A 21,852-nucleotide genomic window follows, 5' to 3' on the forward strand; every position below is an offset into this window, starting at 1 on the left:
CCGGCAACCGGGCGAAGCGCAACCCGGCCTTGTGCGATCGAGGGGCGTTCACTGTGCTTTCACGGGATGCACGATGTAGACGAGGCCAAGGTAATCATCGGTAAGGAGGAAGGTATCCGGACCCAGGATCAACAATCCGCAGGGTCTTCCGTCGACCTTGGCGGAGGTGATGCCGCCGCCAAGAAAACCGGTGATGAGTGGCTTCGGTGTGCGGTCCTGGGCGGTGAAGCGCACCAGCCGGTAGCCCGTTCCAATATGAGGGTGGCTTGCGCCGTGTTGCGCCACGACGAAGCTTCCGCCCGTCCCCCCGAGGATCGGCGACTTCGCGTCGAAGTACGCCATGCCGAGCGGCGAGCTATGCGCCGCGAAGGTGGTGTACGCGGCGGGCACCTGCGAGCAGTCCGACAAGGGCGCTGGGGGCTTGCCCAGCGCGGCATTGGGATCGACACCGTCCGCGTGGCCTCCGCCGGCGGCAAGGTTCGTCCCTGCTGCGGCCACACCCTGCTGATAGCCATACACCGAGTCCGCATTGGCCTTGCGGTGGGCCTTCACCTGCGGCGTCTGCGCGGAGGTCACCTTGGGGTCGTTCTCGGTGCTGGTCGTTGGCAGAGGGGTCGAATCGTGGACTGCCTTCCCATGCGCGAAGTAGCAGGTGGGCCAGCCGTAGTTGGGAGCCGTGGCAGCCGCGATGGGCCCAGCATGGCTATTGGAGTCCAGCTCGAAGAAGGTGTCCTCCGGCAGCTGGTCGCCCAGGTGGTCGTCGCCCATGTTGGTCGCGAACAGAGCTCCGCCATCAACCTCCGGCACCCAGCGAAGATCCACGGCATTGCGCATCCCGTGGGCGACCACCTTCTGGTCGCTGCCGTCAGGATTCATGCTGAGGATGGCCGCGCGTGCCACCTCGCGCTCCTGACAGTAGTTGCAGCTTGATCCTGTGGCGACGTAGACGCGCGTGTGGCCGTGCAAATTCGCGACGGCGACGGTCCGGGTCAGGTGCCAGCCGCCGTATTTGTAGCTCAGGCCGTAGTCAGGCCAGCGGATCAGCACCTCGGGCTCGGAGCTGGGGGCCTCATCGCCGGGGTTGTAGCGATAGCGGACCAGCTTGTCGGTCAACGGAACGTAGAGCCACATCGCGCCGGGGTTGCCGCCACTTGCCGGCTCCGTATAAAACGCCAGGTTGTTCGGATTGCGCAGGTGGTCGAGGTAATGCGTGACGTGCGTATAGCGCTGCGTGGCGGCGTCCCAGCCCTCGAGGATGTAGACCGAGCCATTCGTATTGTCCGCCAGGTTGAACATCCCGGTCGCGAAGACGCGATTGTCCGGAGACATCGTCAGGAAACGTACACGCTTCAGCCCCGTGGCCGCCACATCGACGGTGAGCCCCCTGGGCATTGCCAGCGTGATGCTCTTTCCGGGAGCGTAGGTGATGGTGTGGGGGATCAGCGGAGCCTGGGCGACCAACCTCGCGCCCGACAACGCAGGTGCAGCGACAACAACAGCAGTGACAACAAGAGCAGCAAGTCTACGAACGACAGCGTTGCGAAGAGCGGATGCAGTGGAACGGCGAAGCAGGACCGTGTCCGCGGTCGAAGGAAACATCAAAGAAAACATGCCCTCCGTTTAGACGCGACTCGAAGGGAAGGAGACGCCCACGGCCACTCCGGCGACTCAGCGGCCGCGAGAGTCATCCCGAGGCAGATTGCAGGACGCAGGTTGGGCAGACGGCTCATAGTGCTGCGATGCGTCGTTGAAAACAAAGGGCTGGCACACAAAGCTGCGCAGACGGGTGAGTTCGAACTCCCGTGCGTGGGAGAGCGGGCTCGCTGCCTCCTGAGGCGATAGCTTGCCCAGTCCGCTGACCAGCATCGTGTGTTGCCCTACTGGCTCGGAGAGGTCGGGCTGCACCCAGCGCAGCGTTAGGTCACATCCGCCGTGGCCCTTGCCGTGCCCCGTGTCGCAGGTGCGCAGCTCGGAGACGAAGCTCATCACCACAACCGCCTTGTTGTTGATCACCCGCATGAAGCCCTGATTCTCTGCGCCGTCCCCTGATGGTGTCGACGTGGCCGCGGTGAAGATCGCGCGATAACGCCCCTTCTGCAGCACGGAACGTGCGACGCGCAGGAAGGTGGAGGGCAGCATCGTGGCGTCGGCGGATGCTGTGGGGAAGATCACCGTGCCTACGCGCCGCCACAGGCCGTCTGCGGGGACAAGGATCGCGCTGACGATGTGCTGGTCGAGCTCGGCGGTGAGGATCGCATCCTGATCGTCGTTCTGGCCCATCGGCGCGAACTCGAGCTGCAGAGCGCGCGGCGTGGGGATGTGCCCGCGCTGAAGGTACTGCGCAGGGGCTCCGATGGCCGAGAGGGCTGCTGCGCGGGTGCGGTCGTCATCGGCCTGCAGCTGCCGCGTAAGCGCCTGCGGAGCGGGAACCCCGTAGTCGACCTGCTGGAACTGCAGGGGGCCAAGCCCGGTGCTGATGGGGAGGATCGGCTGGGAACGCGGCGGGGCTGTCGGGGGCGACATTCCATCGCTATGCCGCTGCGCCGACGCACCTCCCACAGAGAGAAGGGCCAGCAAGAGAGCGACTGAGGTTCTGCGGCGAATCATCGGAGGTTGGCAGTCCAGGTGAAGCGCCAAGGGTTGCGCGGCTCCCGTGCGAGAGGCGTCGCGCAACCCTCTGGGCTAGAAGGGGATATCGTCGTCGGTGATACCCACGTCGCCGTAGTCCGGCGAGGAGGCTGCCGGGGCTGCAGCGCGCGAGCCGGAGTAGCCGCCGGAGCTGGAGCTGCGCTCGTATCCGCCACCGCCGGAGCCGCCGGATTCGCCGCGGCCCCCCAGAAGCGAAAGCTCGTTGACGAGGATCTCGGTGCGGTACTTCTTCTCGCCGCTGGTCTTGTCATCCCAGCTGCGGGTCTGGATCTTGCCTTCGACGAAGATCTGGGTGCCCTTCTTCACGTAGTCGCGAACGATCTCCGCGGTGCGCTGGAAGCAGACGAGGTTGTGCCACTCGGTCTTGTCGGCCCAGTTGCCGGTCGAGTCCTTCTGCCGGTCCGCGGTGGCCAGCGAGAAGCTTGCGACGGTCATGCCGCCTGCGGTCGTACGGATCTCGGGGTCCTTGCCTACATTGCCGAGAAGGAAGACTTTGTTAACGCCCTTTGCCATTGGAAAACTCTCCGTTTCGCAGGTTGAGGATAGCAGAGGAAGGTGGCGGGAAAACGCGGAGTTAGCGTCGACGATGGCGTGTGAGTCGGACGCCGTGTGCGACAACAAGCCCCGCGCCTGCCATGATGGCGAGCAACCCTGCAGCGGCGGGACCTGCGAGTGGGCCGACAGGACCGCAGATCCCGAGGATGATCGTGTTCCTCGAGCAAGCAGCCACGTCGATCGCACCGGTGATCGCCAGGATCAAACCCATCCGAAGTAGTGTCATCGGTCGCCCCAGCACTCCCAATTTGGACTCTTACCCTTGGCTGAAGAGCCTACTCTCGCCCACGCAGATCGCCGATGAGCTTGGCGAGTCCCAAGACGAGTGTGAGCACCGCGGTGGGCCCGGCCCCCATCACCAGCATGAGCGCCAGCCAGCCCGCATTGTTGTGGGGGCCCTGCTTGGTCACGCCGCCCAGCACGGTATAGAGCAGCAGAGCCGCGATCGCGGCGACCAGCAAGATCACTCCGCCGGTCATCAGCAGCTTACGTGTGTCGGGCCGGATTGCTGTCTGGGCTGCCATCTACTTGTGCACGACCGCTTGCAGCAGATACACAAAGACACCGCTGACGGAGACATAAAGCCAGATCGGATAGGTCCAGCGCGCGATCTTCCGGTGCGCCGGGAAGCGCCCGGTGAGTGACAGGAAGAACGTAATCAGGATCATCGGGAGGCACACGATAGCCAGCGGAATATGCGTCGCGAAGAGCACGATCGCGTAGGTGTACCAGAGCCAGCCCGTGTGCGCGATGGGCAGCCGCGTCTCGCCATGCAGGAAGTAGGTGCCGAGGTAGCTGACCAGGAAGGCGCTGGAGACGATGAACGCCGCGAACATGGCGTTGCGGTGGCCGGTGATGTCGCGGCTCCTGATCTTGCTGAGGCCGACCAACAGTGCGATGGCACAAAGCGCATTGAGCACGGCGTTGAGGCCGGGCAGGAAGCGGAAGCTGGTCGCGGCGGCGTCCACGGGAGGATGCACGTAGACGAGCCAGAAGATGAACAGGCTGGCGACTACGCTGACGGCGATGATGCCCCAAACCACCGAGGCGGGTGTGCGTGCGCTCGTCGCGCCGGGAAGCGTGCTGGACTGCGGTGTCATGGCTTCTTCAGTGTACCGGCAGGAGGGCCGTGCAGCTAACGGTAGATCAGACAGCCGCGCGCCTCCAGTGCGTCGAACCACGACGGCGGCTCGAGACCGTTTACCCAACGCAGGTCAAGCTTTTCGAGCTTTGGCAGTGCGGCCACCGCATCCGGGAGGGATTCGATCGGGTTACCGCGCAGGTCCAGTTGGCGAAGTTCCGTCAGGTCCGCGATGGCATCCGGAAGTGTTCGCAGGGCATTGTTTCGAAGATGAAGTTCGCGCAGCTTCACCAGGCCTGCGATGGAGCTGGGCAATTCGGAGATGTGGTTATCCGTCACCCGAAGCTCGACGAGGCTCGAGAGCGAACCGACGCACTTTGGCAGATGCGCAAACCGGTTCTGACTGATGTTCAGATAGCGGAGCTGCTGCAGTCCTGCAAGAGACGGAGGCAGTGCGGTGATCTGATTGTCATGTAGATAAAGGAAGTCGCTGAGACCATGAAGTTCACCGATCTCGCCGGGTAGTTCGGTAAGCAAATTATGTCCCAGATCCAACGTTCGAAGCTTGGAGAGGCGGCCGATCTGGGGCGAGATCTCTGTAAGGTCGTTGTCGGCGAGGATGAGCACGCGGATGCAGGTTTGCTGCCACACTTGCTCGGGGACGGCGCCAAGACGTTTCTTCCAGAGATTCAGGGTCTCTATGCTAGTCATGCCCGTCATCGGTCTGCGTTGCCAGAGTTAGAAGAACAGGCGGCCGCGGGCATCCAGCATCATGGCAGCGAGCAGCAGCGGCAGGTAGATCACGCTGACCTTGAGCAGGTGCCGGGCGAGCTTGCGGGCGTCGGGATTCTCCGGGTCGCCGGCGATCTTTGCGAACTGGATCGAAGCGGTCAGGTACCAGAGGCCCAGCGCGAGCGCTGCCACGCCGTACAACTTGCCGTCGACTCCGAGCGGCACGAGCCACAGGCTGGCGGGAATCATGATCACCGCATAGAAGATGGCCTGGATCGCGGTGGACTTGGCGGCCCAGCCCAGGGGCTTCTGGCTGGCGGTCACGCGGATACCCGCTCCTGCATACTCCTCGCGGTACATCCAGCCGATGGCCATAAAGTGTGGGAACTGCCAGATGAAGAGCACCGCGAAGAGTGCGACGGCGGGCCACTCGATGATGCCGCGCGCGGCGGTCCAGCCAATGAGTGGCGGCAGCGCGCCCGGGAAGGCCCCGATGAAGGTGTTCAGCGTGGTGATGCGCTTGAGCGGCGTGTAGACCCCGACGTAGCTCGCGGCGGTGAGCAGCGTCAGCGTGCCCGTAATCATGTTCGTGGCCCACGAGAGGTACAGCGAACCACCGCAGATGAGCAGGAAGCCGATCAGCAGGCCATGCACCAGGCCGACGCGATGCTGCGCCATGGGGCGCTGCGCGGTGCGGATCATCAGGCGGTCGGTACGACGCTCGAGCGCCTGGTTGAGCGCGCTGGAACCTGCTGTGACCAGCGCAATGCCGAAGAGCGCCTCAACCATCGAGCGGCTGAAGGGGCTGATGCCTGAACGCAGGCAGCCGAGGTAGAACCCCGCACCCGCGGTGATGATGACCATCAGCGAGACGCGCGGCTTCGTCAGCAGAGCGTAGTCCGACAGCAGCGTGGAGAAACCACTGCGCGAGCGGATGGCCGGAGATGTGGTGATGGCGGCTGGCATCAGGAATCTGTCAACACTCAAGGATACCGCGTGAGGGCGATCTGGTGCTGGAAGCAGCTTGCCTGGCGCTCAGCTATCGCCCAATACCAGCTTGGCGATGGTCGCCAGCTGCATGAAGCTGGTGCCCTCATAGATCTTGCCGATCTTGGCGTCGCGGTAGAGCTTCTCCACGGGGTAGTCCTTCACAAAGCCGGCGCCGCCGAAGACCTCCACGGCGAGCGAGGCGGTGCGTTCGGCGACCTCGCTGGCGAAGAGTTTGGCCATGGCGGCCTCTTTGAGATAGGGCTGGCCTGCGTCCTTGAGGCGTGCGGCGTTGTAGACCAGCAGCTGTGCAGCTTCGACCTCCATGGCCATGCGGGCGAGTTGGAACTGCATGGCCTGGAACTCGGCCAAACGCTTGCCGAACTGCTTGCGCTCGCGGGCGTACTTCAGGGCGTGATCGAGCGCTCCCTGCGCGAGGCCGACTAACTGAGCGCCGATGCCGATGCGGCCTTCGTTGAGGGTTTCGATGGCGATCTTATAGCCTTTGCCGACGAACTCCGGGCCGCCGAGGACATTCGCGGCTGGGATGCGGCACTCCGCGAAGACTAACTCGCAGGTGGAGCTGGCGCGGATTCCTAACTTGTCTTCCTTACGTCCGATGGAGAATCCGGGCATGCCTTTTTCGACCAGGAAGCAGGTGATGCCCTTGTATCCCGCTGCAGGATCGATGGTGGCGAAGACGAGGAAGAGACCGGCTTCCCTGGCGTTGGTGATCCAGAGCTTGGAGCCGTTGAGGACGTAACTGCCATCGGCCGCTCTGGTGGCCCGGCACTTGAGAGCGAAGGCGTCGGAGCCGGAGCTGGCTTCCGAGAGGGCGTAGGCGCCGGTGAGGGACTCGGCGAGGCGGGGGAGCCAGTGGGTCTTCTGGTCTTCCGTCGCCCAGCGCATGAGGGCGCTGATGACGAGGGTGTTCTGGACGTCGACCAGGACGCCGACGGCGGGGTCGACGGCGGAGATCTCCTCGACGGCGAGGACTGCCTGGAAGAGCGTTCCCGCCGGGCCGTTGTACTGCTCGGGGATCTGGATGCCCATGAGCCCGAGGGCGTGGAGTTGGGTGAGGAGTGCGGGGTCGAAGGCCTGCTGCTCATCCATGTGGCGGACGAGGGGGGCGATTTCAGCGCGGGCAAATTCGCGGACGGTGTCGCGGAAGAGAGTTTCGTCGTCGGAGAGCTGGGTGAGCGGCTGCATGGCGGTATGAGGGTAGCGGGGCGGCGATGCGTGTGTCGAGGCAGCGGTGTTGCGGGATGGTGATTTGTGGACAGTTTCTTTCGGGCGTGGCCGAGTATCGGCGCGATCGGAGTCTCTCGCTGGTGTTGCAGTGAATTGCTGGGGTGCGGCCGCCGATAGAGCGATGTGCCGGCTCTCGCGATTGCCGGTCGGAGGAAGATCATGCTGGTCTCGAGCGTGTCCGGCGTCGGCAGCCTCGCCTCGGAGCTGCAAGGGGCGATCAGCGCAGCGAAGAGCCCGGCGACGCCTGCTGTAGCAAGCCCGGCTGCTGCAACATCCCCGCAGGCATCGCTTCCGGTCGATACGTATACTCCGTCGGCTGCCACGAAGAGTGCCGCCACGGCACCAGCTTCAGGAGCCTCGGAGACCTACTCCGCGACTTCGACGGCGTCCGGTTCAGCAGGCGCGGGCTCGTCCAAATCGTCGGGTTCCGGCTCGGCTAAGCCGTCTGGAGCGTCAGGATCAGGCGGCTCGGGGGGCGGTGCCGGATCGGGCGCAGCGAATGCGGCGGCGGTTTCGTCGGCCGACGAGGTGGCGGCAGCGTTCTCAGTGACCGTGGGCGGAAAGAGCTATGGCGCGAGCGTGCAGAGCTCTGGCGGAACCTACACGGCTTCGGTGGGGAACCTGCCCGGGGCGAGCGCGAGCGGTTCGTGTGCAGTCGGCCGAAAGCAACCTCATGGCCAAGGTCAGCGCGCTGGCTTAGCGGGATGACGTGGGCCGGTGTCTGCGAGCCGGTGAACGATGTCCGTTATTGGACGATAGAGCTATCACTGGCCCGCTTGTGGAGCGGTTTCTAACGGTTCCAGAATCTGGGCGCAATTGGAGTAGTACATGACGATCGGAAAGAAGCTGTTCACGAGCTTCGGGGCAATGCTGGGTTTGACGCTGTTTATCGGCGGCGTTGCCATATGGAATGTGGGTGACCTGGGGGCGAGTGTCGATCGGCTGGGGCACCACTACTCGAGGAATATCTACCTGACCGGGGCCATGAATACGATTGGCGCGGACGGTTTGGCGACCACCAACGGTCTGCTGCTGAGCGCGCACAGGAACGACCTGGAGGCGGCTCGCCGGGCCGATGAGCACTACGCGGAAGATGTCGCAGAGATGACGAAGTACGTCGATGAGTTCATCAGCGAGACGTCCAGGCCGGAGTTGAGGGCCCTCGCGCAGCAGGAGATTCTCGACAAGCTGAAGTTTGTGGGCGAAGGCACGCACACGATGTTCGAAATGGTGCAGCGCGGGAGGCTTGCGGAGGCGGACGCTCTCTACGACGAGAAGCTGATGCCGGTGGTCGCGGCGATCCGGGAATCGGGAGAGAAGCTTGCAGAGAACGAGAACCAGGGAGCTTCGAAGTATGCCGACAATGCGTCGGCTGCGGTGGGCCCGGAGCGCACGCTGAGCGTGGTGCTGATGCTGCTGTCGGTGGTGATCGGGGCGTTCCTTATCTACAGCATTCGGGGCATCAATGCTTCCCTGAGTGCGACGGTGGTGAGCCTGGCGGAAGGTTGCGACCAGATTCTGGGGGCAGCGACGCAGGTGGCGGAGTCGAGCCAGTCGCTGGCGCGGGACACATCGGAACAGGCGGCGATGATTGAGGAGACGTCGGCCTCGTCGGAGCAGGTGAATGCGATGGCGCGCCGGAACACGGAGAGCGCGCGGAATGCGACGGCGCTGGTGAACGAAGCGGTGGCGAGCACGGAGCAATCGAAGCGCGCGGTAGCGGACTGCGTGGTGGCGATGGATGCGATCGGAGAGTCGAGCACGCAGATTGCGAAGATTCTGCAGGTGATCGACAAGATTGCGTTCCAGACGAACATCCTGGCGCTGAATGCGGCGGTGGAGGCGGCGCGGGCGGGTGAGGCGGGCGCGGGGTTTGCGGTGGTGGCTGAAGAGGTCCGCAACCTGGCACAGCGGTGCGCGGGAGCTTCGGAAGAGATTACGGTGCTGATCGATAAGTCGGTGGGGAATTCGCATGCGGGCCGGGCGACGATGGGCACGGTGGTGGAGTCGGGCGAGAAGGTGAACCAGGTGTTTGTGTCGATGAAGCTGCTGGTGGAAGAGATTGGTCTGAGCAGCGAAGAGCAGGGGCAGGGCATCGACCAGATTGGGCGCTCGATCCGACGGATGGAGCAAGGGACGCAGAAGAGCGCGGCCAATGCGGAACAGAGCGCAGCGGCGGCAGAGCAGCTGAATGCGCAGTCGGACTGCCTGCGGGATGTGGCGGCTGGGCTGAGCGCGATGGTGGGCGCCGAGGCCGTGGCGGTGAGACGGCGGTAGGTGGGCTGTGCTGCTAAAGATCTGTGAGGCGTATGTCACGATGCTGTGGCGGCACACTGGTAATTAGTGCGTGATGATGCTGGTTGCGAGCCGAGTGCTTCCTGCGGGGTCGTGATGATGGATGGAGATTGGGTGGGCGGGGTGTTGCCACGACGTTCTGTCGCGCTGTCCGTGGCGCTGATGGCGGCGACGATTGCAGGCGGGCTGGCGGTGCGGTTCTCGCGGTTGGGGCTGCCGGGGTTTGTGGTTAAGTACGGCGGGTCGTGCCTGTGGGCGCTGACGATCTATTGGGTCGTCTCGACGCTGCTGCCGCGGTTGCATTTGTATTCGGCCGCGCTGGTAGCTGGGGCGATCTCTACCGGTGTGGAGTTTCTGAAGCTCTATCGGTCGCCGGGGCTGGATGCGTTTCGGTACACGCTGGCGGGGATCCTGCTGCTGGGGCGGATCTTTTCGTGGTGGGATATCTTGGCGTACCTGATGGCGATAGGGGCGGGGGCTTGGTTGGACTCGTGGCTGCGGGCGACTCGCGGCTAATCGATGCCGAGGTCGCGGACGATCTCGGCGTCGGGGAGGACTTGGACGGGATCGAGGCCCTGCTGGTCGACGAAGATCGCGATGAGATAGGACCAGACGAGGTCCGGGGTCCATGTGTCGGGAGCGGGTGGCGGCAGGTTCTCGCGCTTGTGGAAGAAGAGGAGCGTTCTGCCGGTGATGGTGGAGATGGCGGGCAGGTGATCGGGTGTGACGAGGTTCGGCGTGGGAATGAGCTTGAGTTTGGCGCAGAGGAGCGCGTAGAGCTCGCGGACGGTGTGAATGTCACGGACTTCGTCGTCGGCGAGGGTGATGGCGAAGACTTCTTCGCAGCGGAGGACGAGTTCTACGGCGTCGAGGCCCATGGGGGAAGGCAACTCCGATTGTCAGGGATTCTTCGTGGGGAGCGGTGGGTTAAAGATGGCGTGAACTTCTGACTCGAGTTGCGCCGCCGCCTTGTCCCCGCGCGCAAAGGCCTCTGCTGACTCGACGAGCCGCTCAAGGTTCAATAGGCCCCCGACGCGCGTTTCGAGCTTCGAGCGGAGTTTTTGATCGTGGCCGGGCCTGAAGCCGGTTTTTGACTCTTCCTGGCAAGCACAGCGGCAGAGCATGACCGCAATCGTAGCGGGAGAGCCGAGTTGAGGAAAGGCAATTCCGTCGTTGCGGCTCCGCCTGCACTCCAGCCTTCGGCAGAGCGGAAGCGCCTGCGGCGGGGGCTCTTTGGCCCGGTTAAAACCGGGCCCTTCCGGGTGGTCGCGGGGCCGGAGGAGTGGGCGTGGTCGAGCTTCCGGCAGTGGTGGGGCGGTGAGGTTGGGGTGGTGGAGGTGGAGTATCCGGCGCTGGCGCGGAGGCGCGGCGGGTTGGGAGAGAAGCTCGGGCCGGATGGACGGGTGAGGAAGATACCTGAGTCCGAGTAAGTGGGCGCCCCACGTCTCGCGTTTGAGACGTGGTGGTGGTGCGGGTGTTTGGGGGAGACTTGTGGTGGTTCGGGATGGGTGGTCTTGCGGGGCATCCTGCGAACCCATGTCTCAGAATCGAGACATGGGCACCCGATTTGTGGTGGTCCTTCGGGAGACATGGGCCACCCGCCTAACTATTTCTTTTTCGGATTCTTTTTCGGACGGCCGGGGGTCTTGTAGTTGGTAGTCTTCTCGATTTTGGAGATTTCCTTGTCGATTTCGTTCTGGAGGCTCGTCATTTTCTCCATCACTTCGGCGCGTCCGAGCCTCTTGCCCTGTTCCTGCGCAGCCTCAAGTAAATTGATTAAATGTGCGCCCGCGAAAAGGTCAAGCTTTTCGCTGACGATGTCCCATGAGTGGTGGATCTTAGGACCCACGTATAGAGTTATCGATTTGTTCCCGCCTATAACGTCGAGCTTCTTGTACTTCCCCGCATTCTTCGTGCTGGCCAAGACGCCTCCTCAGTTTCGCACAAAGGTTACCGCAGAAATTCGCGCTTGCCAAGCAAATGCCGTATCCCACTTCAGGTGCGTGCCATTCCTCTTATACTGTGGTACCGTCAGTGGCTATCATGATGGCGATGATTCAAGAAAGGTCGGCTTATGGCAGAGGTATCGAATCCGGCAGTTGTGGCTCCTACGGAGGCCGCAGGTAAGGCTAGCTCGAAGAAGCTCGGCACCCAGTTGCCCTATCTTGCATCTCCAGGTTCGATCAAGACCGCCCTCGATCGCATTAGGGAGGCGGCGGCGCCTGAACGCGTTCATCTCGATTTTGTAAATACCATCCTGAAGATGAAGGGCGGGACAGGAGCCGCTGTCATCCCGTTCTTGAAGAAGATTGGCTTTGTGGCATCTGACGGCAGTCCCACTGAGCTGTATAAGCGATTTCGCAATAAGACCTCGGGAGGGGCCGCAATGGCGGCGGCCATTAGATATGGATACAAGCCCCTAGGGGACTCCCGAGAGTATTTTTACAAGTTGGATGACAAAGACTTACTTAATCTGATTGTCGAAGTCACCGGGGCTGAACTCAATAGTTCTGCGGCGAAGCAGATTCTCTACACCCTGAACGCGCTGAGGGAATACGCCGATTTCGCTGCGGCGCAGCCTGGAGACGGCGAAGTTCAGCAGACGAGTATCCAAGAGGGGAGCAGCGGGGGCAGTCGGCCCGGAGGGGCAGATCGAAGCAAATACGAGGGCGTTGGCCTGCGCTTGGGGTACACCATCAATCTGAATTTACCCGCCACCACAGATCAAGCCGTGTTTAATGCGATTTTCCGTAGCCTAAAGGAGCACCTCTTGTCATATGGCGAATGAGAACTCAGGAGTCCTGGGCAGGATCAAGGAATTCGGAATGACGAATCAGATGCTCGCGGATGATCTCTTGCGCATTGGGGCGGCGCACGGGGTCGACCTCGGGCATCTCGCCAGCGGCGCCAATGCCGCTGAGGACGCATACTATCCTCAATTTCCTGCTCGTATCAGGGCGGAAGCTCATCGTATGGCGCGGCACTACGAGCTTTTCTATTGTTTGGAGGTGTCTGTCCGAGACCTTGTTAATGTCACGCTTACCGAGTCGAAGGGAACGGACGACTGGTGGGCGACTGACTGCGTGCCCCAGCAGATCAAGCTAGACGTCAGCGGTCGCATCAAGGCGGAAATAGATTCTGGCGTAAGCCGGCGGTCGGACGATGAGTTAGACTTCACGACGTTCGGCGAGCTCGGCACGATAATCGTCGTAAATTGGAATTCATTCGGCGGTATTTTCACGAGTAAGAAGGCTGTCGAGAAGGTGGTCGGCAGTCTAAATTCCTTACGAAATCCCATCGCGCACTGCTGCCCGCTCGCAGAGGATGAGGAGGTACGGCTTAGCCTCGCGCTGCGCGATTGGTTTCGGCTGATGGAATGAATTGCAACCTACCTTCCGAACTTTTGGCCGCCGCCTAGTTGGGACATGAGGCGTTGTTGCATTTTGCCTCCTCCTGAGCCCATGGTTTTGAACATTTTGGCCATCTGGTCGTGTTGTTTCAGTAGGCGGTTGACTTCGGCTACTTCGACTCCGGCGCCTTTGGCGATGCGTTTTCTGCGGCTGCCGTTGATGATGGCGGAGTTGAGGCGTTCCTTCTGGGTCATGGAGTTGATGATGGCTTCGACGCGGCCGAACTGTTTCTCGTCGACCTGGGAGGCGGCCTGCTGCATGCCGGCGAAGGGGCCTACCGAGGGCATCATCTTCATGATGGATTGAATGCTGCCGAGCTTCTTGATCTGGCGGAGCTGTTCGCGGAAGTCGTCGAGGGTGAAGCCGTCGCCCATGAGAGCTTTCTGGGCGAAGGCGGTGGCCTTGGACTTGTCGAGCTTTTCTTCGGCGCGTTCGAGCAGGGTGGCGATGTCGCCCATGCCGAGGATGCGGCCGACGATGCGGTCGGGGTGGAAGGGCTCGAAGGCGTCGGGCTTCTCGCCGGTGCCGAGGAACTTGATGGGGGCGCCGGTGATCTGGCGGATGGAGAGCGCAGCGCCGCCGCGGGAGTCGCCGTCCATCTTGGTGAGGATGGCGCCGGTGATCTGGAGACGGTCGTTGAAGGCCTTGGCGGAGTTGACGGCGTCCTGGCCGGTCATGGCGTCGGCGACGAAGAGGATCTCGGAGGGGTTGAGCTCCTTTTTGAGGGCGGCCATCTCGTCCATGAGGGCCTCGTCGATGCCGAGGCGGCCGGCGGTGTCGACGATGAGGATGTCGTGGGCGAAGTTGCGGGCCTCTTTGTAGGCGGCCTTGGCGAGGCGGAGGACGGCGGCGGTGTTGTTGTCGGTGGCGGCGTCGTAGGCGCCTTCGTAGATGGCGGCGCCGACGGACTGGGCGACGACCTTGAGCTGCTCGCGGGCGGCGGGGCGGTAGACGTCGACGGAGACGAGCAGGGGGCGGTGGCCGCCCTTCTTGAGCCAGGTGGCGAGCTTGCCGGAGGAGGTGGTTTTACCCGAGCCCTGGAGGCCCGCCATGAGGATGACGGTGGGGGGTTGGGAGGCGAACTTGAACTTGGCAGTGTCGCGGCCGAGGACGTTGAGGAGCTCGTCGGAGACGATCTTGACGATCTGCTCGGAGGGGTTGAGGGCTGTAGCGACGGAGGCGCCGATGGCCTTGGCGCGGACCTGCTCGATGAGATCGCGGGCGACGGTGAGGTTCACGTCGGCTTCGAGGAGGGCGACGCGGATGTCGCGGAGGGCGTCGTTGATGTTCTCGTCGGTGAGTGTGCCCTGGCCGCGGAGGGACTTGAAGGAGCGCTGGAGCTTGTCTGTGAGGGTCTCGAACATGGCAGTTTCTATTTTACGGGGAACGGGATGCGGTTTCCGGGGAAAGGCGAATGCTAAGGAGGCTGAGGGCGCTAAGGTGTGCCACGGGATTGGTGGCGGGATGTAGGAGAGCGGATTTCTGTAGAGCGATGAGGTCGTCAGGTCGCGCGCGGGGCGCGCTGGAGGGATGAGGAAGAGCAGCATAGGGAGTCGAAGCAGCAGATCCCCTCCGGGGATAACAACAAGAAAGGCAAGAACCACAAAGGGAAAGGCAAGTGTGGGGGCGGGTTCGTGTCTGGCTTGGTTCGGGATCGGGGGTGAGGGCTGGTGCGGGGAGCGGCGGGGCGACACAATCGAGAGATGGCTGCCGGGACGAGTGATGTGACGCTGCTGCGGGAGTACGCGAGCCATCTGCGGGTGGAGCGGGGACTGCGTCCGCTGAGCGTGGAGGCGTACCGGAGCGACCTGGAGATGTTTGCGGAGTTTCTGGATGGTGCCGGGCGGACGTTGATGGTGGCTTCGCAGGAGGATGTTGCGGGGTTCATGCAGCATCTGCGGGAGCATGGGCAGGAGTCGCGGTCGGTGGCGCGGAAGCTGAGTTGCCTGCGGGGGTTCTTCCGGTGGCTGCTGAAGGACAAGCGGATTCAGCGGGACCCGACGGTGAATATCGAGAGCCCGAATGCGTGGAAGGTGCTGCCGAAGGCTCTGGCGGAGGATGACGTCAACGAGATGCTGGAGCGACTGGGTGCGGCGGCTCGGGCGGACGATGCGGATGCGCTGGCGTTGCGGGATGCGGCGATGGTCGAGCTGCTGTATGCGGGCGGGCTGCGCGTGGGGGAGATTGTGGCGCTGCGGCAGGAGGATCTGCGGCTGCAGAGCGCTACGGTGCAGGTTCGGGGCAAGGGCGATAAGGAGCGGATTGTGCCGATCGGGGTGTCGGCGATTGCGGCTCTGGAGCGGTATGTGGAGCGGGGGCGACCGGAGTTGTTGCGGGCGCGGAAGGCGGGCAGTGGCGTTGTCCGGGAGCTGTTTCTCAGCGTGCGGGGGCGGGCGTTGACCACGCAGGCGGTGTGGCAGATGGTGCGCGGGGTGAACTCGCAGGCGAGCCCGCATAAGTTGCGGCATAGCTGTGCGACGCACATGGTGTCGCATGGAGCGGACTTGAGGACGGTGCAGACGATCCTGGGGCATGCGGATATTGCTACGACGCAGGTGTACACGCACCTGGCGATTGACCGGTTGAAGCAGGTGCATCGGAGCTTTCATCCGCGGGCGCGGATGAAAGAGGGGTCAGGGGTCAGGGCCCAGGGGCCAGAGGGCGATGTTGAGGTGGGGGCGTGAAGCGTCTGCCGAATCGTACGGCAGCGATTCTGGCTTCAGCTATCCTGCTGACTGCTTTGTGGCCACTACTGTATGGGCTGCTTTCGCTCCGGTTTCATCTGCCTGGAACACCAGATTGGTGCGTCGCGTTCTTATGGCTGCTTCTGCCTCTTACTCCGCTGTCCGAAGTTCTGGGGCGTTTGCCCGTCAACGCCCGGCTTGTCATTTTTGCTATTGCCGCGTGGATTTTCTATTTCCTACTTGTCCGGTGCGTCTTCATCTACCCCAGTTTTCGGGGAATGATTCGACGTTCGGCCCAGTGGTATGTGGCGAGGTCACATCGTGAAAGCTGAAGGCAGCATGATCAGTGACTATGCGGAGCGGTTTCTTGCGATGTTGCGGGGTGAGCGGGGGGCTTCTGAGCATACGGTGCGGGCTTACTCGCGGGAGGTGCGGGGATTTGTCGCGTATCTCGTGGAGAGTCTTGGTGAGGATGTGGAGGTGCGGTCGATTGAGCACACTCATATCCGGAGTTACATGGCGGTGCTGTACGACAAGGGGCTGACGAAGGCTTCGATTGCGCGGGCGCTGGCGGCGATACGGAGCTGGTTCAAGTGGCTGGCGAAGATGGGCGTCGTGGAGGCGAATCCTGGAGCGCTGGTGACGACGCCGAGATTGCCGAAGCATCTGCCTCGGGTGCCGAGTATGGAGGATGTGAACGGGGTTCTCGATTCTCTCGAACAAGGCTCAGGGCCCAGGGCTCAGGGCCCAGACGGCGGAGAGGCGGACGCTACAGCATGGCCGGAGCGGGATCGGGTGATCTTCGAGTTACTGTACGGCTGTGGGATTCGTAACTCGGAGTTAGTGGGGCTGGACTTAGTAAGTGTTCGCTGGAAGGATGAGGCGCTTCGGGTGTTTGGCAAGGGTCGCAAGGAGCGGATGGTGCCGCTGGGCGATGCTGCAGCGGAGGCGATCCGGGGCTATCTGCCGGACCGTGCGGCGAGGCTGGAGCGGGCGGGCAAGGGCAAGCTGGTCCATGAGGGTCCGTTGCTGGTGAATCTGCGGATGCGAGGGACGTGCCGGCTGACGACGCGGAGCGTGGGGCGCATTGTGAAGCGGATTGCGTTGAGTGGAGGGCTGCCGGCGGATGTGCATCCGCACACGCTGCGCCATGCGTTTGGCACGCACATGCTGGAGGAAGGCGCGGACCTGCGTGCGATCCAGGAGATGCTGGGGCACGAGCGGCTGTCGACGACGCAGCGGTATACGCAGCTGACGGTAACGCAGGTGCAGCGGGTGTATGACGAGACGCATCCGCGGGCTAAGTTGCAGCAGAACAGCTGAAGAGCAGAACAGCGGAACAGCTGGGAGCGAATAGCGAGATAGCTTGATCGAGCTGGGAGCTACGAGCCAGGAGCTGGGAGCCAGGAGCTTGGGAGTTGGGGACCTTCCAGATTCCAGATGCCAGTTGCCTTGGGTGGTTGGCGATGCCATGCTGGAGGTATGAAGTTTCTGGCGGGTTTGCTGGTTTGCGGTGCGATGGCGGTTAGTGCAGTGAGCGCGAGGGCGCAGGATAACGGCTATTGGCGTGCTTCCAGCGAGACCGCGAAGTCGACGACGGGTGACATTGGCATTGGCACGCTGAAGGTGACGATCAACTTCGCGCTGTACACGATTGCCCAGATCCACAAGGTGGATGCGGCGCAGGCTCGGGCGGTATTTGACATCGATGCTCCTGAGGGCGCGGTGGTGGGCAACCTGTATCACCTGAGCATCGAGCCCGGCAAGAAGCTGCTGCACAAGAACACATTGTGCGGCAACGAAGAGACGCAATACATGGTGACGGCGGTGGTGGGCAAAGAGCTGCACGTGGCGTTTTTCTCGGGCTCGGCGATGCCGGAGCTGAAGGCGGAGGCGATCATGAACTCGACGACGCTTTGCGGGACGTATACGTATATGAGGTAGCGGCTGCGCCGTTAGCGGGCTTCGCCCGGTAGCCGCTGCGCGGGAAGCGCTTCGCGTTCGTGTGAGGGCGCTGGTAGCTGAGGGGCCCACCCGATGGTGGTTGTCCTGATGCATCCTGCGAACCCATGTCTCAAGAGCGAGACATGGGGCACCTGGGGTATGCGCGGGGTTGTGTACACTACGGACATTCCTGACCAGATTTTGAAATAGCTCTGCCTGTTGTCGTCTGCGGGTTTCCAAGCGTATTGAGCGCGGGAATCGGAGGTGTGTTGCATGAGCAGTTCTGTGGCCGTGGTGTCTTCGATTGAAGCGGTGGAGGTTGTGAACCCTGCGTCGGCGGTGTGGTCCTTGCCGCGGAAGATCGCGTTTCGGGTGGTGTTTCTGTACCTGACGCTCTATATGTTCTGCAACGGGAACGTGACGATCTTCACGCCGCTGGAGGTCTTTCCGTCGATCGACAAGCCGCTGGCGACGGCGCTGGCGCAGCCGATGGCGGCGTTGACGCAATGGTGGGCGGTGCGGCTGCTGCACCTGACGGGCATGGCGGCGGCGTGGCATCGCGATGGCAGCGGGGACACGCTGCTGAACTACCTGCTGTGTGTGACGTTTCTGGTGATTGCGGTGGTGGGCACGGCGGTGTGGTCGGTGCTGGACCGCAAGCGGGCGAACTACGACACGCTGTATGCGTGGCTGCGGTTCCTGGTGCGGTTGAATGTGGGCATCGGGATGTTGCAGTACGGGTTTTACAAGGTGTTTCCGGTGCAGATGCAGCCGCCGAATCTGGCGGTGCTGAATGAGCCGGTGGGCAACAGCTCTCCGATGACGCTGCTGTGGACGCTGTTGGGGCTGGTGCCCATGTATGAGCGGGTGTGCGGCTTCGCAGAGGTTGCGGGCGGCGTGCTGATCCTGTTCCGGAGGACGGCGCTGGCGGGAGCGATGCTGAGCGCGTTCGTGATGACGAACGTGGTGCTGTACAACCTGTTCTTCGATGTGCCGGTGAAGTTGTATGCGATTCATCTGCTGGCGATGGCGTGCTTTGTGATGCTGCCGGACATGAAGCCGCTGTGGGAGTTCTTCGTGATGCAGCGGCACACGCGGCCGGTGGGCGTGTGGGTGCCTCCGGCGCAGGGGCTGAGCTTGCGACGGGCGATTGTGGGCTTCGAGGTTGCGTACATGGTGCTGAGCGTTTGGGCGCTGGCGGCGTATGACAGCGGACGCTACGCAACGTACCTGGCGTCGGTGCAGAAGCCTTCGCCGATACGCGGGCTATGGGAGCTGGATGCGGGACAGACGATGCCGAAGATGTTCGGCGGGGCGCAGTGGTACTCGATCTCGATCGATAGCCTGACGCGCGGGATGGCGCGGTCGACGGACGGGCAGCTGTACCGGATGTACCTGACGTACGACGAAGCGAAGCACAAGCTGAAGATGACGAGTCGCGGCGGAAGTGGCGCGGTGAACTACACGTGGCAGACGCCGGATGCGAATCACCTGGTTCTGAGTACGGAGGGATCTTCGATGGAGTTTCATCGCGTGGCTACCCCGGCGAGCTACCCGCTGATGACGCGGGGATTTCACATGATCAGCGAGTGGGGGTATGAGAGGTGAGGGCAGCGGGCAGCGCCCGTTGGCGCTTCGTGTTAGCGGGCTGGACTGGTGGTGACCGGACGCGTTGCTGTTGAGCTGTAGAGGTGCGAGGTTTTCAGGTAAAAGCGAGGTGTGAGGTTGAGTGGCGTGCTCAGTAGCGGGGGACGTGGGGATCGATGGCGCGGGACCAGGCGTCGATGCCACCGGCTACGGACTGGGCGTAGGGGAAGCCCTGGTTGCGGAGCCAGACGGTGACGTTGAGGGAGCGGGCGCCGTGGTGGCAGAGGACGAGGATGGGCTTGTCTTCGTCGAGCTCCTGGAAGGCGCGCTTGGGGACGTCGCCCATGGGCATGAGGGTGGAGCCTTCGATGTGGGCGGTGTCGTACTCCCAGGGCTCACGTACGTCGAGGAGCAGAGGCGGGTTGGCGGAAGCAAGCTGGGTCTTCAGGTCGTCGACGGTGATCTCGAGATTCATGCTGTATGCATGGTACCCGGCGCGGTGCGAAGAGCGATAACCGAAGTTGCCTTGCTGTGGCGGTGACAGGCATCACGGCGATGGCGATGGCACGAGCCAATACTTTGCAGCATGGAACGTTCCGTAATCCCTGTGGAGACGAATCTCCATACGGGCGAGGTGGTTTCAGTAGCGGCTCCGGGCGCGGACGACCTGGATGATCCGAGCAGCGTGGTGGAATCGTCTGATGGTGGCGAGGCAGGCGTAAGAGCGGGCCTGAGTCCATGGCTGCGCCTGTTCTGGGGCGTTCTGCGCTGGTTCAAGGGCACAGCGACCGAGGAGTTGATCACGACGACGGTGACGTTGCCGGAGTCTCCGGAGCGGTGCTGGACGGCGGTGGTGTTCTACGAGGAGATTCCCGGGGTCGCACCGCGGTTGTTGCGGAGGGTGCTCCCGGCGCCGGTAAGGACGCGGGGATCGAAGTCGGGGCCGGGAGCGCAGGTGGACTGCGTGTACACGAGCGGCTTTCTGGCCAAACGGATTCTGGAGGTCTCGCCGCCGACGCGGCTGGTGTTCGATGTGGTGGCGTCGCACCTGGGGATCGAGGACTGCGCGGTCGCGGTGCAGGGAGCGTATGTGCTGCGGCGGGCGAAGAGCGGGACGGAGATTGTTCTGACGACGCTGTACCGGACGACGCTGGGGCCGCGGTGGCTGTTCCGTCCGCTGGAGGCGTGGGTGCTGCATTCGCTGCACCGGTACGTGCTGCGCGGGCTGGTGCGGTCGTTGAACAGGCCCGGCGCGGGGCCGGGAGCGGCGTCGATGGCGAATGTGAAGAGTGGAGGTTCCAATGCTGGATCTGGCGATACCGTCTCCACCGATTCTGTTGCTGCGCGTGGGCGTCGCGGCGGTGTGGCTGTATGAGGGGCTGTGGTGCAAGGTGCTGGCGAAGGCGCCGTCGCAAAAAGAGGTAGTGAGTGCGGTGCCTCGTTTCGGCGGATGGGCTGCGCCGTTTTTGATGGTGCTGGGCGTTGTGGAAGCGGCACTTGGCGTATGGGTGTTGTGGGGCTTCGCTCCGGGGCTGTGCGCTGTGACGCAGACGGTCTTGCTGGTGACGCTGAATGCGAATGGTCTGCTGTGGGCTCGCAACATGATTCATGACCCGGCAGGCATGGTGGTGAAGAATGCGGCGTTCCTGATGCTGGCATGGGTGTGTGGCGCCGCGGGTGGGGTGCGGCCATGAGCGTTGTGGCGACGCCGCCGAGCACGGGTCCGACACCGGCAATCGCTGATACTGCCTGGTCTGCCGGGCGGCTGGGTGCCCGCCAGGGGGAACGCCGAATCCTCTTTGGCCGCATGTACGAGGATGCGGAGGTGGAACGAGCTGTATTCGCGGGCAAAGGGCGGGTGTTCTGCATCGCTTCCGCGGGAGATACGGCACTGGCACTGGCAGAAGAGCATGAGGTGGTGGCATGCGACATCAACCCGGTCCAGCTGGAGTATGCGCGGGAGCGTGGACAGGGAGCTCCGCGACGGGTTGGAGATGCTGACCGGGCGATGGCTGCGATGCGGAGGTTGATGCCGCAGATCGGCTGGAGCCGCGGGCTGCTGGAAGAGTTCCTCAGCATGCGGGATGTGGAAGCGCAGTCGGAGTTCTGGCATCGCAACCTGGATACGTGGAGATTTCGCAAAGGGATGGAGCTGCTGATGTCGAGAGCAGTATTGCGGAGGGTGTATTCGGAGCCGTTGCTGGCCGCGCTCGAACCTGAGTTTGGCAAGGTGCTGTGCCAGCGCATGGAGCGGACGTTTTCACGTCACCCGAATGCGGAGAATCCCTATGCGCGGGCGCTGCTGCTGGGTGAAGCCGAGGAGCAGGCGATAGATATGGCGCGCGGCGGCAGCGTGACGTGGCGTGATGGCGATGCGGCCAGCGTGCTGGAGGCGTTGGCGGAGGGCAGCGTGGAGGGGTTTACGCTGTCGAACATTCTGGATGGAGCTTCAGCGGGCTATCGCGAGCGGCTGATGCGTGCGGTGGCACGAGCGTCTGCCGCGGGAGCGATGCTGGTATTGCGTACGTTTGGACGGAGCACGGGCTTTCCGTTCTGCGAGGACTGGAGTGAACGGGACAGGTCCATCCTGTGGGGCGAGGTGACGGTGGCAACGGCGGACCACTACCTTTCCGTCCTGGGATGACAGATATAAGCGTTGCTTGAACCGCGCAGAGGC

At 63.0% G+C, this 21,852-nt stretch carries 25 protein-coding genes; 13 read left to right on the forward strand and 12 right to left on the reverse strand.

Features of this window, described 5'->3' with window-relative positions:
• Positions 1-48: 48 nt before the first annotated feature.
• The 8 genes from C4S68_RS20485 to C4S68_RS20525 all read right to left on the reverse strand — a co-directional run bounded on the left by C4S68_RS20485 (position 49) and on the right by C4S68_RS20525 (position 7,213).
• On the reverse strand, positions 49-1,611 hold the full coding sequence (locus C4S68_RS20485) for a PQQ-dependent sugar dehydrogenase (RefSeq protein ID WP_146072248.1): 1,563 nt from the start codon (positions 1,609-1,611) through the stop codon (positions 49-51).
• A 57-nt stretch (positions 1,612-1,668) separates the two neighbouring features.
• Entirely contained in the window at positions 1,669-2,523 is an 855-nt protein-coding gene (locus tag C4S68_RS20490; protein ID WP_103934985.1) for a hypothetical protein, read from the reverse strand.
• 159 nt (positions 2,524-2,682) lie between these two features.
• Positions 2,683-3,162 carry a single-stranded DNA-binding protein gene (locus tag C4S68_RS20495; RefSeq protein WP_103934986.1) on the reverse strand — a complete coding sequence of 160 codons (480 nt, stop codon included), beginning with the start codon at positions 3,160-3,162 and terminating at the stop codon, positions 2,683-2,685.
• Positions 3,163-3,479: 317 nt separating this feature from the next.
• A complete protein-coding gene (locus C4S68_RS20505) occupies positions 3,480-3,728 on the reverse strand; it encodes a hypothetical protein (protein WP_235011755.1) in 249 nt (82 codons plus the stop codon).
• The gene (locus C4S68_RS20510; RefSeq protein WP_103934988.1) at positions 3,729-4,304 is read right to left on the reverse strand and encodes a DUF420 domain-containing protein; all 576 of its coding nucleotides are present in this window, start codon (positions 4,302-4,304) and stop codon (positions 3,729-3,731) included. It lies immediately after the preceding gene.
• 35 nt (positions 4,305-4,339) lie between these two features.
• Positions 4,340-4,996, reverse strand: a complete 657-nt coding sequence (locus C4S68_RS20515) for a leucine-rich repeat domain-containing protein (RefSeq protein WP_103935094.1) — start codon at positions 4,994-4,996, stop codon at positions 4,340-4,342.
• A gap of 27 nt (positions 4,997-5,023) precedes the next feature.
• On the reverse strand, positions 5,024-5,983 hold the full coding sequence (gene cyoE, locus C4S68_RS20520) for a heme o synthase (protein ID WP_103934989.1): 960 nt from the start codon (positions 5,981-5,983) through the stop codon (positions 5,024-5,026).
• A 69-nt stretch (positions 5,984-6,052) separates the two neighbouring features.
• Positions 6,053-7,213, reverse strand: coding sequence for an acyl-CoA dehydrogenase family protein (locus C4S68_RS20525; protein ID WP_103934990.1), 1,161 nt, complete (start codon positions 7,211-7,213; stop codon positions 6,053-6,055).
• Between the two features lie 201 nt (positions 7,214-7,414).
• Between C4S68_RS20525 and C4S68_RS20530 the strand changes: the two genes are divergently transcribed.
• The 3 genes from C4S68_RS20530 (at position 7,415) to C4S68_RS20540 (ending at position 10,066) form a co-directional block, all read left to right on the forward strand.
• Positions 7,415-7,963, forward strand: a complete 549-nt coding sequence (locus C4S68_RS20530) for a hypothetical protein (RefSeq protein WP_103934991.1) — start codon at positions 7,415-7,417, stop codon at positions 7,961-7,963.
• Between the two features lie 120 nt (positions 7,964-8,083).
• On the forward strand, positions 8,084-9,532 hold the full coding sequence (locus C4S68_RS23870; RefSeq protein ID WP_103934992.1) for a methyl-accepting chemotaxis protein: 1,449 nt from the start codon (positions 8,084-8,086) through the stop codon (positions 9,530-9,532).
• 144 nt (positions 9,533-9,676) lie between these two features.
• A complete protein-coding gene (locus C4S68_RS20540; RefSeq protein WP_235011756.1) occupies positions 9,677-10,066 on the forward strand; it encodes a ribosomal maturation YjgA family protein in 390 nt (129 codons plus the stop codon).
• Here C4S68_RS20540 and C4S68_RS20545 read toward each other — a convergent pair.
• Entirely contained in the window at positions 10,063-10,428 is a 366-nt protein-coding gene (locus tag C4S68_RS20545; protein ID WP_103934993.1) for an acyl carrier protein, read from the reverse strand. The genes C4S68_RS20540 and C4S68_RS20545 overlap by 4 nt on opposite strands.
• A gap of 273 nt (positions 10,429-10,701) precedes the next feature.
• Between C4S68_RS20545 and C4S68_RS20555 the strand changes: the two genes are divergently transcribed.
• On the forward strand, positions 10,702-10,980 hold the full coding sequence (locus C4S68_RS20555) for a hypothetical protein (protein ID WP_103934995.1): 279 nt from the start codon (positions 10,702-10,704) through the stop codon (positions 10,978-10,980).
• Between the two features lie 176 nt (positions 10,981-11,156).
• On the opposite strand, the gene C4S68_RS20560 is transcribed toward C4S68_RS20555, so the two are convergent.
• The gene (locus C4S68_RS20560; protein WP_103934996.1) at positions 11,157-11,474 is read right to left on the reverse strand and encodes a hypothetical protein; all 318 of its coding nucleotides are present in this window, start codon (positions 11,472-11,474) and stop codon (positions 11,157-11,159) included.
• Positions 11,475-11,624: 150 nt separating this feature from the next.
• Here C4S68_RS20560 and C4S68_RS20565 point away from each other — a divergent pair, with 150 nt between their 5' ends.
• Both C4S68_RS20565 and C4S68_RS20570 read left to right on the forward strand, forming a co-directional pair.
• Positions 11,625-12,338, forward strand: a complete 714-nt coding sequence (locus C4S68_RS20565) for a DUF5343 domain-containing protein (protein WP_103934997.1) — start codon at positions 11,625-11,627, stop codon at positions 12,336-12,338.
• Between the two features lie 37 nt (positions 12,339-12,375).
• Positions 12,376-12,930, forward strand: coding sequence for a Swt1 family HEPN domain-containing protein (locus C4S68_RS20570; protein WP_200821605.1), 555 nt, complete (start codon positions 12,376-12,378; stop codon positions 12,928-12,930).
• 8 nt (positions 12,931-12,938) lie between these two features.
• On the opposite strand, the gene ffh is transcribed toward C4S68_RS20570, so the two are convergent.
• On the reverse strand, positions 12,939-14,324 hold the full coding sequence (gene ffh / locus C4S68_RS20575) for a signal recognition particle protein (RefSeq protein WP_103934999.1): 1,386 nt from the start codon (positions 14,322-14,324) through the stop codon (positions 12,939-12,941).
• A gap of 339 nt (positions 14,325-14,663) precedes the next feature.
• Here ffh and C4S68_RS20580 point away from each other — a divergent pair, with 339 nt between their 5' ends.
• The 4 genes from C4S68_RS20580 (at position 14,664) to C4S68_RS23830 (ending at position 19,196) form a co-directional block, all read left to right on the forward strand.
• The gene (locus C4S68_RS20580) at positions 14,664-15,644 is read left to right on the forward strand and encodes a tyrosine recombinase (protein WP_103935000.1); all 981 of its coding nucleotides are present in this window, start codon (positions 14,664-14,666) and stop codon (positions 15,642-15,644) included.
• Between the two features lie 339 nt (positions 15,645-15,983).
• The gene (locus tag C4S68_RS20585; protein ID WP_103935001.1) at positions 15,984-16,967 is read left to right on the forward strand and encodes a tyrosine-type recombinase/integrase; all 984 of its coding nucleotides are present in this window, start codon (positions 15,984-15,986) and stop codon (positions 16,965-16,967) included.
• A gap of 159 nt (positions 16,968-17,126) precedes the next feature.
• Positions 17,127-17,588 (forward strand): hypothetical protein, encoded by a 462-nt coding sequence (locus C4S68_RS20590; protein ID WP_235011757.1) that lies wholly within the window; start codon positions 17,127-17,129, stop codon positions 17,586-17,588.
• 273 nt (positions 17,589-17,861) lie between these two features.
• Complete coding sequence (locus tag C4S68_RS23830) at positions 17,862-19,196, forward strand: hypothetical protein (protein ID WP_103935002.1); 1,335 nt, start codon at positions 17,862-17,864, stop codon at positions 19,194-19,196.
• Positions 19,197-19,326: 130 nt separating this feature from the next.
• On the opposite strand, the gene C4S68_RS20600 is transcribed toward C4S68_RS23830, so the two are convergent.
• A complete protein-coding gene (locus tag C4S68_RS20600; RefSeq protein ID WP_103935003.1) occupies positions 19,327-19,650 on the reverse strand; it encodes a rhodanese-like domain-containing protein in 324 nt (107 codons plus the stop codon).
• Between the two features lie 111 nt (positions 19,651-19,761).
• On the opposite strand from C4S68_RS20600, the gene C4S68_RS20605 reads away from it, so the two are divergent.
• The 3 genes from C4S68_RS20605 (at position 19,762) to C4S68_RS20615 (ending at position 21,819) form a co-directional block, all read left to right on the forward strand.
• Positions 19,762-20,550 carry a hypothetical protein gene (locus C4S68_RS20605; RefSeq protein ID WP_146072250.1) on the forward strand — a complete coding sequence of 263 codons (789 nt, stop codon included), beginning with the start codon at positions 19,762-19,764 and terminating at the stop codon, positions 20,548-20,550.
• Positions 20,477-20,869: a DoxX-like family protein gene (locus tag C4S68_RS20610; RefSeq protein ID WP_103935005.1), complete on the forward strand. Its 393-nt coding sequence runs from the start codon at positions 20,477-20,479 to the stop codon at positions 20,867-20,869. Before C4S68_RS20605 ends, C4S68_RS20610 begins: the two co-directional genes overlap by 74 nt.
• Positions 20,870-21,000: 131 nt before the next feature.
• Positions 21,001-21,819: a DUF3419 domain-containing protein gene (locus C4S68_RS20615; RefSeq protein WP_146072251.1), complete on the forward strand. Its 819-nt coding sequence runs from the start codon at positions 21,001-21,003 to the stop codon at positions 21,817-21,819.
• Positions 21,820-21,852: the final 33 nt, after the last annotated feature.

Source organism: Bryocella elongata (assembly GCF_900108185.1).
Classification (GTDB): Bacteria; Acidobacteriota; Terriglobia; order Terriglobales; family Acidobacteriaceae; genus Granulicella; species Granulicella elongata.

What these genes read in the sequence shown, in the direction of transcription:
- C4S68_RS20485 (WP_146072248.1), bottom strand. Translation starts at nt 1,611, where the DNA reads ATGTTTTCTTTGATGTTTCCTTCGACCGCGGACACGGTCCTGCTTCGC.
- C4S68_RS20505 (WP_235011755.1), bottom strand. Translation starts at nt 3,728, where the DNA reads ATGGCAGCCCAGACAGCAATCCGGCCCGACACACGTAAGCTGCTGATG.
- C4S68_RS20585 (WP_103935001.1), top strand. Translation starts at nt 15,984, where the DNA reads ATGATCAGTGACTATGCGGAGCGGTTTCTTGCGATGTTGCGGGGTGAG.
- C4S68_RS20590 (WP_235011757.1), top strand. Translation starts at nt 17,127, where the DNA reads ATGAAGTTTCTGGCGGGTTTGCTGGTTTGCGGTGCGATGGCGGTTAGT.
- C4S68_RS20600 (WP_103935003.1), bottom strand. Translation starts at nt 19,650, where the DNA reads ATGAATCTCGAGATCACCGTCGACGACCTGAAGACCCAGCTTGCTTCC.
- C4S68_RS20545 (WP_103934993.1), bottom strand. Translation starts at nt 10,428, where the DNA reads ATGGGCCTCGACGCCGTAGAACTCGTCCTCCGCTGCGAAGAAGTCTTC.
- C4S68_RS20570 (WP_200821605.1), top strand. Translation starts at nt 12,376, where the DNA reads ATGACGAATCAGATGCTCGCGGATGATCTCTTGCGCATTGGGGCGGCG.
- C4S68_RS20610 (WP_103935005.1), top strand. Translation starts at nt 20,477, where the DNA reads ATGCTGGATCTGGCGATACCGTCTCCACCGATTCTGTTGCTGCGCGTG.
- C4S68_RS20510 (WP_103934988.1), bottom strand. Translation starts at nt 4,304, where the DNA reads ATGACACCGCAGTCCAGCACGCTTCCCGGCGCGACGAGCGCACGCACA.
- C4S68_RS20495 (WP_103934986.1), bottom strand. Translation starts at nt 3,162, where the DNA reads ATGGCAAAGGGCGTTAACAAAGTCTTCCTTCTCGGCAATGTAGGCAAG.
- C4S68_RS20490 (WP_103934985.1), bottom strand. Translation starts at nt 2,523, where the DNA reads ATGTCGCCCCCGACAGCCCCGCCGCGTTCCCAGCCGATCCTCCCCATC.
- C4S68_RS23870 (WP_103934992.1), top strand. Translation starts at nt 8,084, where the DNA reads ATGACGATCGGAAAGAAGCTGTTCACGAGCTTCGGGGCAATGCTGGGT.
- C4S68_RS20530 (WP_103934991.1), top strand. Translation starts at nt 7,415, where the DNA reads ATGCTGGTCTCGAGCGTGTCCGGCGTCGGCAGCCTCGCCTCGGAGCTG.
- ffh (WP_103934999.1), bottom strand. Translation starts at nt 14,324, where the DNA reads ATGTTCGAGACCCTCACAGACAAGCTCCAGCGCTCCTTCAAGTCCCTC.
- C4S68_RS20525 (WP_103934990.1), bottom strand. Translation starts at nt 7,213, where the DNA reads ATGCAGCCGCTCACCCAGCTCTCCGACGACGAAACTCTCTTCCGCGAC.
- cyoE (WP_103934989.1), bottom strand. Translation starts at nt 5,983, where the DNA reads ATGCCAGCCGCCATCACCACATCTCCGGCCATCCGCTCGCGCAGTGGT.
- C4S68_RS20565 (WP_103934997.1), top strand. Translation starts at nt 11,625, where the DNA reads ATGGCAGAGGTATCGAATCCGGCAGTTGTGGCTCCTACGGAGGCCGCA.
- C4S68_RS23830 (WP_103935002.1), top strand. Translation starts at nt 17,862, where the DNA reads ATGAGCAGTTCTGTGGCCGTGGTGTCTTCGATTGAAGCGGTGGAGGTT.
- C4S68_RS20605 (WP_146072250.1), top strand. Translation starts at nt 19,762, where the DNA reads ATGGAACGTTCCGTAATCCCTGTGGAGACGAATCTCCATACGGGCGAG.
- C4S68_RS20580 (WP_103935000.1), top strand. Translation starts at nt 14,664, where the DNA reads ATGGCTGCCGGGACGAGTGATGTGACGCTGCTGCGGGAGTACGCGAGC.
- C4S68_RS20515 (WP_103935094.1), bottom strand. Translation starts at nt 4,996, where the DNA reads ATGACTAGCATAGAGACCCTGAATCTCTGGAAGAAACGTCTTGGCGCC.